The 663-nt window shown below is 49.0% G+C and carries 1 protein-coding gene and 1 pseudogene; both read left to right on the forward strand.

What is annotated here, in order from left to right; genetic code table 11:
• Positions 1 to 234, forward strand: a pseudogene (gene thiE, locus R7O13_RS27655) (thiamine phosphate synthase); the annotation flags it as partial.
• On the forward strand, positions 224 to 663 hold a 440-nt coding region (locus R7O13_RS27660; RefSeq protein ID WP_318305296.1), incomplete at its 3' end, for a ThiF family adenylyltransferase. The pseudogene thiE and the gene R7O13_RS27660, both read left to right, overlap by 11 nt.

Below are 663 nucleotides of genomic sequence, written 5' to 3' on the forward strand. Positions count from 1 at the left end.
CAAAAGCTGATCGATAGCATTGGATATGGAGAAAGTGTTGGCTATCCAACTGTGCCCATTGGGGGGATTGACCAATCAAACGCAGAGCACGATTGGCAATGTGGCGTGTCCAGTTTAGCGGTGGTTCGTGCGATTACCTTGTCCGAATCGCCGAAACAAGTGATTGAGTTTTTCGACCAACTGATGAGCACAACGAGCACCTCATTGGTAATGGAGGACTATCGTGCTTACTGATCAAGAATTCATTCGTTATCAGCGTCAAGTTTCGTTACCTGAAATCGGAGAATCGGGCCAAGCTCGTCTTGGTCAATCTCATGTGTTGCTCATCGGCTGTGGTGGGTTGGGTAGTGCAGCAAGTTTGTATCTCGCGGCTGCTGGCGTGGGTAAGTTGGTTGTGATTGATGATGACCGTGTCGACAGCAGCAATTTGCAGCGCCAGGTTATCTATCGTGAAGGCGACATCGAACTGGCGAAAACCGAGGCGATGGCTCAGCAGCTTCGTGATCTCAATTCAATGATTCAGGTACGCACGATTACCAAGCGTCTCGACCAAGCTCAGTTACAACTCGAAGTCATGTTGGCGGATGTGGTGTTGGATTGCAGTGACAACCTGCCAACGAGGCAGCTGATCAATCAAGTTTGTTATGAGCAAAATACACCTCT

It is taken from the genome of Vibrio sp. Y176 (genome assembly GCF_033438945.1).